At 66.3% G+C, this 9,347-nt stretch carries 9 protein-coding genes, 1 other RNA gene and 1 pseudogene; 4 read left to right on the plus strand and 7 right to left on the minus strand.

What is annotated here, in order from left to right:
• Positions 1–445, plus strand: a 445-nt coding sequence (locus A5625_RS18945; protein ID WP_066989956.1) for a helix-turn-helix domain-containing protein, incomplete at its 5' end; no start/stop codon positions are given.
• 29 nt (positions 446–474) lie between these two features.
• Here A5625_RS18945 and A5625_RS18950 read toward each other — a convergent pair.
• Positions 475–681, minus strand: a pseudogene (locus tag A5625_RS18950) (helix-turn-helix domain-containing protein); the annotation flags it as partial.
• A gap of 47 nt (positions 682–728) precedes the next feature.
• Between A5625_RS18950 and A5625_RS18955 the strand changes: the two are divergent.
• Positions 729–1,361 (plus strand): bifunctional 2-polyprenyl-6-hydroxyphenol methylase/3-demethylubiquinol 3-O-methyltransferase UbiG, encoded by a 633-nt coding sequence (locus A5625_RS18955; protein ID WP_066997308.1) that lies wholly within the window; start codon positions 729–731, stop codon positions 1,359–1,361.
• Between the two features lie 7 nt (positions 1,362–1,368).
• Here the strand turns inward: A5625_RS18955 and A5625_RS18960 are convergent, their stop codons facing one another.
• Complete coding sequence (locus tag A5625_RS18960; RefSeq protein WP_066997311.1) at positions 1,369–2,079, minus strand: 2OG-Fe(II) oxygenase; 711 nt, start codon at positions 2,077–2,079, stop codon at positions 1,369–1,371.
• A gap of 87 nt (positions 2,080–2,166) precedes the next feature.
• Here A5625_RS18960 and rnpB point away from each other — a divergent pair.
• Positions 2,167–2,566: RNase P RNA component class A (gene rnpB, locus A5625_RS18965), an RNA gene on the plus strand.
• Between the two features lie 447 nt (positions 2,567–3,013).
• On the opposite strand, the gene A5625_RS18970 is transcribed toward rnpB, so the two are convergent.
• The 3 genes from A5625_RS18970 to A5625_RS18980 all read right to left on the minus strand — a co-directional run bounded on the left by A5625_RS18970 (position 3,014) and on the right by A5625_RS18980 (position 6,402).
• A complete protein-coding gene (locus A5625_RS18970) occupies positions 3,014–4,165 on the minus strand; it encodes a PPE family protein (RefSeq protein WP_082984464.1) in 1,152 nt (383 codons plus the stop codon).
• Between the two features lie 301 nt (positions 4,166–4,466).
• A complete protein-coding gene (locus A5625_RS18975) occupies positions 4,467–6,014 on the minus strand; it encodes a CYTH and CHAD domain-containing protein (protein WP_066997327.1) in 1,548 nt (515 codons plus the stop codon).
• Positions 6,015–6,153: 139 nt separating this feature from the next.
• Positions 6,154–6,402 carry a hypothetical protein gene (locus tag A5625_RS18980; protein WP_066997317.1) on the minus strand — a complete coding sequence of 83 codons (249 nt, stop codon included), beginning with the start codon at positions 6,400–6,402 and terminating at the stop codon, positions 6,154–6,156.
• 180 nt (positions 6,403–6,582) lie between these two features.
• Between A5625_RS18980 and A5625_RS18985 the strand changes: the two genes are divergently transcribed.
• Positions 6,583–6,963: a heme-binding protein gene (locus A5625_RS18985; RefSeq protein ID WP_066997321.1), complete on the plus strand. Its 381-nt coding sequence runs from the start codon at positions 6,583–6,585 to the stop codon at positions 6,961–6,963.
• Between the two features lie 10 nt (positions 6,964–6,973).
• Here the strand turns inward: A5625_RS18985 and A5625_RS18990 are convergent, their stop codons facing one another.
• A complete protein-coding gene (locus tag A5625_RS18990) occupies positions 6,974–8,155 on the minus strand; it encodes a cellulase family glycosylhydrolase (RefSeq protein WP_082984466.1) in 1,182 nt (393 codons plus the stop codon).
• Positions 8,156–8,356: 201 nt separating this feature from the next.
• The gene (gene panB / locus A5625_RS18995; RefSeq protein WP_066997324.1) at positions 8,357–9,196 is read right to left on the minus strand and encodes a 3-methyl-2-oxobutanoate hydroxymethyltransferase; all 840 of its coding nucleotides are present in this window, start codon (positions 9,194–9,196) and stop codon (positions 8,357–8,359) included.
• Positions 9,197–9,347: the final 151 nt, after the last annotated feature.

The following is a 9,347-nucleotide window of genomic DNA, read 5'->3' on the forward strand; positions in this document are numbered from 1 at the left end:
CCTCGAATCCGGGAAACGCCGGTTGGCATTGGATCACCTGCCACGGCTGGCACGTGCCCTGTCAGTCAGCACCGACGAGCTGTTGCAGGCGGCGCCGACGCAAGACCCGCGGGTGCGCGGCACCGCGCACACCCACCACGGCGTCACCTATTGGCCGCTGACCCGCCAGGGCCCCGCCAGCGGACTGCACGCCTTCAAGATCCGGGTCAGCGCGCGGCGCCGCACCCCGCCCACCGACCTGCCGGTACACGAGGGGCAGGACTGGATGTATGTGCTTGCCGGCCGGATGCGGCTGATCCTGGGCGAGCGCGACTTCACCATCGGCCCGGGCCAAGCCGTCGAGTTCTCGACGTGGACGCCGCACTGGTTCGGGGTGGTCCGCGAGCCGGTCGAAGCCATCGTGATCTTCGGACCGCACGGCGAGCGGCTTCACCTGCACAGTTGATCCGGCTCAGACCATTGCCCCCCGGGGACGTCGGTGCTGACTGACAGGGCACGTGCCAGCCGTGGCAGGTGATCCAATGCCAACCGGCGTTTCCCGGATTCGAGGCGGCTGAGTGTCGAAACGTCGATTCCGGCGCGCTCGCCGACCTCTTGCAGGGTCATGGCACGCTGCGCGCGCAGTTCCCGGAGTCGCCGGCGCACCTGGAGGTCGATATCGGGAGCGGTTTTTGCCTGCATGGCAATTCAGCTTGGCAAAACGTGCATGCGGTAGGCAAGCTCGCGGTGTGGACAGTTCTTGCAAATCCGATGATGCCCAGCAGTTCTGGGAGGAGCGCTACCGCTCGGTAGAGCGGGCGTGGAGCGGACGGGTCAATCCCCGACTTGTCGAGGTGGCAGCCGGCCTGCCGACGGGCCGGGCTCTGGACCTGGGCTGCGGCGAGGGCGCCGATGCGCTGTGGCTGGCCGAGCACGGCTGGGAGGTGGTGGCCGTCGACGTCTCGGCCACCGCATTGCAACGCGCCACCGAGGCGGCATCGGCCCGGAACCTGCTCGCACACATCGACTTTCAGCGGCATGACCTCAACGAGAGCTTCCCGCCAGGGATGTTCGACTTGATCTCGGCCCAGTATTTCCATTCGCCGGCCCGACTCGACCGGGAAACCGTGCTGCGACGGGCGGCCAGCCGGGTAAATCACGGTGGTGTGCTGTTGATCGTCGACCATGGGGCAGCACCGCCATGGGCGTGCCATGATGATCACCACTTCGCCGGTATCGACGAGGTCCTGGCGTCGCTACAGCTGGAGGCGACGCAGTGGACGCGGCTGCGAACCGAGGCCGCACACCGCGAAATGGTCGGTCCGAACGGGGAAGTCGGGACCATGGCCGACAACATCATCGCGTTACGACGAGTCGGCTAGCCCGCGGTTACGCCGCGTCGTGGAAGATCAGTCCCATCGCATAGCGCTGACCGGAACGAACGACCGACAGGCCATGGCGTACCGGCGCCGCGGACCAGCCGCGGGCCGAGGGTACCGGCCGTTCCCGGGTGGTGAAGACGTAGCCGTGTCCCTGCGGCAGTTGCGTTGCCGTGCCGCGGGATTGAGCCCGCAACCGCTGTTCGACGAGCAGGAATTCGCCGCCGGTGTAATCGGTGTCGGGGTCGCTCAGGTTGATCACCACCTGTAGCGGGAACATCAAGTCGCCGTAGAGATCTCGGTGCAAGGCATTCCAGTCGCCGGCACCGTATTTCAGCATCAGGGCGGTGGATCTGGTCTGGCCGGCGGCGTGGCAGGTGGCCAGCCAATCGTCCAGACTGTCCGGCCACGGTGCGTGCCGACCGAGCTTGCCCCACCAATCGCGGGCTATCGGCAGTAGCCGCGGATAGAGTGCCTGCTTGAGCTGTTCGATCGGTTCGGGGTAGGGCGCGCGGAAATAGCGGTATTGCCCGGCGCCATAGCGTTTGGGGGCCATGTCGATGGTCGACCGAAACAATTCGTCGTCGGCGTAGAGCTTGCGCAGCCGGGCCGCTTCGCCGGGTGTGACCAGCCGTGGCAGCAGCGCCCCGCCGTGCTCGGCGACCTCGGTCGCGATCGTCTCCCAGGCGCCGGCGTCCACGCGCTTCTTCCACCGGGACATCCGCGTCCTTCCGATTGGTGATCCGATTCCACGGTAAACGGTTGCTGGCCTCGACATCGCGCAGGTAGTACCGTGGATCGTCGCGGACGAGTTGGCCGGGCGGCCGCGGGCCGCCGCTAGGCGGTTCGAGGAAAGTCCGGACTTCACAGAGCAGGGTGATTGCTAACGGCAATCCGAGGTGACTCGCGGGAAAGTGCCACAGAAAACAGACCGCCACCCCGCGGTGGTAAGGGTGAAACGGTGCGGTAAGAGCGCACCAGCATCCCGGGTGACCGGGATGGCTCGGCAAACCCCACCCGAAGCAAGGCCAAGAAGGCCGCACGAAAGTGCGGCCGCGCAGGCGTTTGAGGGCTGCTCGCCCGAGCCTGCGGGTAGGCCGCTCGAGGCACCCGGTGACGGTGTGTCCAGATGGATGGTCGCCGCCCCGCTGCCGTTGCCTATGCGCGGCGGCGGGGAACAGAATCCGGCTTACAGGCCAACTCGTCCGTGTTAAGCCTTAAGCCCGCGCATCCAGCTGGCGGGCAGCGGCATCCGTCCGCAATGCTCCACTGGAGGGCCGGTTATGCGAAAGGGGCAGAATCCTGGGGCGCGGACTCGCGGACCCAAAAGTCGCGACAAAGTTGGCCCTCCTGTCCGTAGACGGGGGATGCATCGCAATTGCCTTGATATCTGCGCAAGGGGTTATCGCGTTGGTCGATGCAAGCCTGGCGCGCAGCCGGATCGGTGATGCCGGCGCATGGATCGTCGGCGTGTGCTTGTGTCGGCGGAACGCACAGGGATGTCAGTACGACGGTTGCCACCGCCGACGCGGCCATGAGTGCCCGCTTCATCAGTCCGTCCTCCCCGAGCCTCGGCTGACACCGATCTGCTGCGAAACAGAAAAACCGGTTATGGGAAAAGTCTAGAAGAGGAACCCGCCGCGATGGGCCTTCGCTCATCCGCCTGATGGAGGCGGCCGCATGATGGTGCCCGGGATCGGCGGTCCATAGCCCTTCTCGTCGGGCCTGTCCCGCTGGGCCTTGCGTGCTCCCGGCGGCATCGGCGGGACGAACATCGGGATCAGTGGAGTGCCCTCGGCTGTTGTTGCCACCAACGGCGCCTGTGCGGCAGCCAGCTGGATCGGGGAGGTGACCGCCGAAGGCGGGACCACAAGGTTGCCGACATACATTCCGTCGCCCAGCGAAGCGGTGACGGAACTCTCCACTGCACTGGTCTCGGCGGCGGCCGTGGCGGGAGCGTAGAGGTTGGGAGCCCCTCCCACCGCCTCGGGGCCGGTGAGGTTGTACGCGATAGCGAGGTTGCGGGGAGTGGCGGCCAGAATGTCCGGGTACTGCCCGGGCATGAAGTCATGGCCGCCGGTGAATGAACTGATGAGGTTAAACGGGAACCCGCTCTGAACGACGCTGGCCTCCTGGTTTATCAAAGCCGAGACGGTGGGATTCGAGAAAATCGGATCCGTGGGAAGGGTGAGGGCCGCGGGATCGGCAGCGGCTGCAGGCGCGGCTGCCGCTCTGGCCACTGCAGCCGTTTGAACCGCAGGTGCGGTCGGAGTGGTCATCGGCGATGGGGGGCTGAACGTCGGCATCGCCATGGTCTGCCGGCTGGTCGCCTGATAGCTGAGCAGGGCCGTCGTGTTAGCCGCCCACATCTGCAGGTATTGGGCCTCGGTGGCGGCGATGGCAGGGAAGTTGACGCCGAAGACGTTTGTCGCGATCAGATGGGCCAGCAGCGTGCGGTTGGCGGTGACCACGCTCGGATGCACCACAGCCGCCTGGGTGACGGCAAACGCGCTGATCATGGCGTCAGCCGCCGTCGACATCTGAGCTGCCTGCAGTGAGGTGGTGTGCATCCAGGCGACATAGGGCAGCGTGGATGCGGTCATCGCCGTCGCTGATGGTCCATACCAGGGAATGCCCGCCACGATAGAGGCGTAGCTAGCGGCCGCCTGTCCTAGCTCGATCGCCAGCTGCCGCCAGGCGTTGGCGGCGGTGAGCAACGACCCGGGCCCCGGCCCTGAATGAATCAGCGCTGAAGTGATCTCGGGAGGCGCCCAGAAGTCCACGGCTACCCCGTCAAAAGCCGGCATCCATGGTGTCGCTGTTGGGCATACAGGTCTGCGCCGCCCTGGCTCCCGCCCAACGACCGATTTTCGAGTCTCATCTGCTACCCCCGGTGACGTTCGTGTTTGCCGCGCGGCCGATTCGTCGATTGAGAGCGTAGGCGCCGGCGCGGTTGCTCACATGGAAAATCGCGAAGATTCACCTGGTCAGCTCGCTGCGTTCATCGGGCGGTGCAACCGCGACTTCTCGGCGGCGGCCCGCCCGGCTCCCGGACCGGATAGCAAAGCGCCGTCACCAGACGTAGCTTTGCCAGCTCGTCCGCTCTTTCTAATGACCGGCTTTGCGCACCGCTTTGGCGAGTTTGCGTAGCGTGTCATCGAGTTCGGCGCGGCACCGGTCGGCCAGATCGGCCTCCCGCTGATACAACAGCCCGTAGGTGAAGGTGTCCTCGCCGGCGGCGAGCGCGCTGTCGGCCTCCAGCCTCAGATGCTCGCGGCTGACCACGCTGTCTTGATGATCCCCGAGCAGCGACTGCACCGCTTTGGCCTGCTCGGACACCTTGGACTCCCCGGTCGCGGACGCGGTGTAACGAAGTCGCTTGGCGCGCTTGCGAATTCGGTGAATCGCCTCATCGCGATGGTGGTGGTCGTCGGGGTGCTCGCGGTCAACCTGCGCGGCGGCCTTCTGGGCCTTGCGGACCTTCTTGTATGCGGCCTCGATGGTTACCGGTGTCTGTTCCTCGGCCGTCGCGGCGCCGGGGGTTTCGGCCGCTATCACGTCGAGGGAGTCCAGCAGACGGAAGTACCGCTGCGAGCGCATGGCGATCAGCGACCGGCGCAGCCCCGTCTGGTAACGCCGCCGGGCACCGCCGACCAGGCGTTCGCGTACCGGCCCGCGCACCAATTCCGGTGCGAGCCCGTCCAAGTCACGCTCGTAGCGCTCGGCGAGCACTTCGGCGTCGCGCGCCACACCGAGAATGCCGGCGAGCTCTCGCAACTCGTCCAGCACCCACCCTTCCTCGGGCAACCCGAACGATTCCTGGTAATCGCGCAGCAGGCTGCGCAGCTTGCGGGTGGTCACCCGCATCTGGTGAATGGAGTCGTAGGCGTCGGCGCGCACCGCGCGATCCCACACCAGTAGCTCGCGAACTTGCTCGGCTATCGCGCGCTGCAGCGGCTCCTCGGACGGCTGCGCGCCGTTGGGCAGTGCCGTGCTACCCAGCACCCGCGCCAGCTTCGAGCCGTGACCGGCCGGTGCGGCGCCGGCGTCCAGCAGCCGATTGCTCAGCCGGTTCAGCAGGTCGATGCCGGCCGTCCCGTTGGACAGCCCGCTGGCCTCGACCAGCTCCAATTCCCACTCGCGCCATTCCTGCTCGGTCGGGGCCGCGTCGGTGTCCTCGGCGCCCCGCGTCGTCCATGCGGTGACATGGTCGTTGCTGAACTCGGCCAGCGCGGTGCCTGCGGCGTCGTAGAGCACCTGAGTCTCGCGCCGGGTGGTGATGCGCGCGACCGGCTGCAGTGGCCGGTCGCGGACTATCGCCAGCACCACATCCGTCAACTCGTTGGGCACGGTGTCGTTTCCGTCGGATGCGTCCAGCGATGCGCGGACCTCGGTTCGGGAATCCGGTCCGGCCGGCAGCTTCAGGTGCCATCCCGCGTCGGAGCCACCGGTACGGCGGCGCAACGTGATCTTGTTGCGCGCCAAGTCGTGGATGGGCGTGTCGAAGTACGTCGCATCCAGCGTTTGCGTCGGCGACTTTTCGACATGGGCGACCGCGGCGATCCCTTCGAACGAGGGGGACACGGTGGATTCGACCACATCGAACTTGCGCTCGACCTCGAGATGACGCGAGGTCTGCGGCGCTTTTGCAGGCATCTTCGGGCTCCGTTGCGGCTGCGGCACCGCGGCCGTGAACATGGTGGACGGTGGGAAATAAGCACCCATAGCCTGCCACACCGAAGCGACGAGACCGGCACGGATCGGCCGCTGAGCGAAGCGCCCGTCCGGGAGTGGATTACGGCGGCGGCGGGGGAGGAGCCGACGTGTCGTCCTCCGGCAGCGGCGCATAGACCGCCGGGGGCGGGACATAGCGGGCGATGTTGTCGCCGATGTCGGTGCACCCACTGACCGAGACACGTCGGCCCGCGCTGACACACACCGTCGCCTCGATCCGATCGGCGGAATGCGCGGCAATGTAAATCCCGGGAGCGCAAGCCAAGCCCGAGAACGCCAGCAATGCCGCGATCCAGCGTCGCCGATTCATCCGCGTTGTCCTTCCTGCCACCTGAATGCATTGTGCCGTCGCGGCGCGGCGGACGGGTCGAGATCGGCGAATGGCTTCGCGATTCTTTGCTCGCCGATTAGCGCATGCGCGGCGAAAAAACCCTTAGGGTTTGCCATAGATAACAGCCGACTTGCGCATGCCCGACGAAGGAGCGTTTCCATGGTGTCTTTTGTTGGCCCGGCAGCCCGAGTCGTTGCCGGCGGAATAGCGGCCGGCGCGGTCAGTGTGGCAATGCTTTTCGCAGCGGCGGGTTCGGCTGCCGCGGACTGGCCGATGGACGACCCGGAACCGGGTACCTCGGCGCAACCGAATTGCACGGCGGCCGATCTTGCCCAGGTGTCCTCCGGCGTTGCGGCGGCCACGTCGGCGTACCTGTTCGCACACCCGGACGTCAACGCGTACTTCACCAGCTTGAAGGGGCAGCCACGCGACGACATGCGTCAGCAGTTGAAGCAGTACATGGACGCCAACCCGCAGACCCACACCGACCTCGAAGGCATTCGCCAGCCGTTGACCGACTTCCAGAATCGTTGCCGCTGACCGATCGCGGTCAGCCGGCCGGCGGCGACTGTAGATGCATCGCCAGGCCGCCCAACTCGAGAATCGTTTGAATCTCGGTGTCCCGGAACGGCCGTCCGTCCGGGCCGAGCAGATCGTGAAACCACTCCTGCGGCATCGCAGGGTCCGGGTTCGGGTGGTCCCAGGAATCCCAGGGGAAGAAGGTCTGCGTTTTCCCGGTCACCAAACCCCAGTTGAACGCGCCCACGTTGGCGCGCTTCGCGATGGGCAGGATGTCTTGCACCGTGCTGCCCAGCGGCCGGGCCATGTACTCGGTGCACAGGATGGGACGGCCCTGCGGGACGAGCTCGGCGATCCGTTGCCCGAACTCCGCCGGCCCGGCGTAGTTGTGAAACGTGATGACATCGGAGTTGTCCAGCTGAATGCCGCTGATCACGCTGCGCCGTCCGGGGTCGGCCCACTGGCCGTGCCAGACGCCACTGGTCAACGGCTGACAGGGATCAACCGACCGGGCCCACTCGAACACTTGCGGGAGCAGGTCGGCGACCAGGTCGAACTTGTCTTTCCGTTCGACGGATGCGTAGGCGTTCGCCGGGTTGTCCGGTTCGTTCCACAGGTCCCAGCCCAACACGCGCTCGTCATTGCGGAATTGGGTCAGCACTCCGGTGACATAGCCGCGCATGGTACGCAGATAGCCGCGGTCGTCGAGGCGCGCCGCCCCCGGGCTCTGCACCCAGCCGGAGTTGTGGATGCCGGGTCGGGGGGCGCGCTGCGGACCCGCTTGAGGGAACGGGTCCCAACACGAATCGAACAGGACGAACAGCGGTTTGATGCCGTGGCGTGCGGCGGTGTCGACGAACTGTGCGAGACGACCTTGAAACCCGCGGTAATCCTGCGTCCACAGTTGATCGTGCAAGAAGACCCGCACCGCGTTGAACCCGTTAGCGTGTGCCCAGCCCAGTTCGGTGTCGATGCGCCGGGGGTCGAAGGTCTCGCGCTGGAACATCTCCAGCTGGTTGATGGCGCTAGAGGTGATGTAGTTCGCGCCGACCGGCCAGCCTTGTGCCTGATACCAGCGGTTGGCGCGCTCGGGTGACCACCGGGTCGCTCGCGGCGAGGTGCGGGGCGGTTGTGCGGACGCGCGTGGTGTCTTAGCCAAAGCCATGCCTCCTGCCGCCAGCAGCGGCAACGTAAGCACCGTTCGACGGTGCACGAGGTCACCGCGATTCCCCCGGTCGATGTGGTCCACCCTTGCTCTTCAGAATTCTATTTTCGGCTAACGGCAATCGTACATCGCTGTACCGCAACGCTTTTCAGCGGTTGCGCGGTCGCGGCGATTTCGTCATCGACCAGGGGTGAACCTCAGCTGGACGTTTTGGGTGGGCAACCACGCCCGTGTCGTGGACGGGCGGGGTCAGAAGCAGTGTTCATCGGCGGGGAAAACTCCGCCGGCCACTTCTTCGGCGTATTGGGCGGCGGCCCGGCGTAATTCATCGCCGACGTTCGCGAATCGCTTGACGAAGCGAGCCGCCTTGCCGCTGCTCATCCCGGCCATGTCCTGCCAGACCAACACCTGCGCGTCGCAGTTCGGCCCGGCGCCGATTCCGACGGTCGGAATGGTCAGCTTGCCGGTGATCTGGGTGGCCAAGTCGGCCGGCACCATCTCCATGACAACGGAGAACGCTCCAGCCTCGGCGACGGCAATCGCGTCGTGCACGGTCTGCTCGGCGGCGTCGCCGCGGCCCTGCACCCGGAAGCCGCCCAGGCTGTTGACGCTCTGCGGGGTGAAGCCGATGTGCGCCATCACCGGAATACCGGCGGCGGTCAGGCAGGCGATCTGCTCGGCGACCCGCTCACCGCCCTCGAGCTTGACCGCGTGGGCGCCACCCTCCTTCATGAACCGGGTGGCGGCGGCCAGCGCGGCGGCAGGTCCGGCCTCGTAGCTGCCGAACGGCAGGTCGGCGACGACCAGGGCATGTGGTGCGCCGCGGACGACGCCGCGAACCAGGGGGATCAGTTCGTCGATCGAAACGGGCACGGTGGTGTCGTAGCCGTAGACCACGTTGGCCGCCGAATCGCCGACCAGCAGGACCGGGATGCCGGCTTCATCGAAAACGCGGGCGGTCGAATAGTCGTAGGCCGTGAGCATGGCCCACTTGTGGCCTTCGGCCTTCATCTTCTGCAAGTGATGGGTGCGAATCTTGGGCCGCGGCTGCGCAGGCGAATTGGCACCGTAAACGTTGTGCTCAGACATCGTTGTCCCTAATGGTGGTCGGTTCGATCCTCGTGGCCGCAATCCGGTCCCCGGGTTCGTATGACTACTCGATTGTGCCATTTCTTTTGCGCAGTCGCACCGCCGCGGCGGTGTGAGACATACCATGCTGCCCATGCAGCGGCTGAGTGGA

The sequence above is a fragment of the Mycobacterium sp. 1465703.0 genome (assembly GCF_001672975.1).
GTDB lineage: Bacteria > Actinomycetota > Actinomycetes > Mycobacteriales > Mycobacteriaceae > Mycobacterium.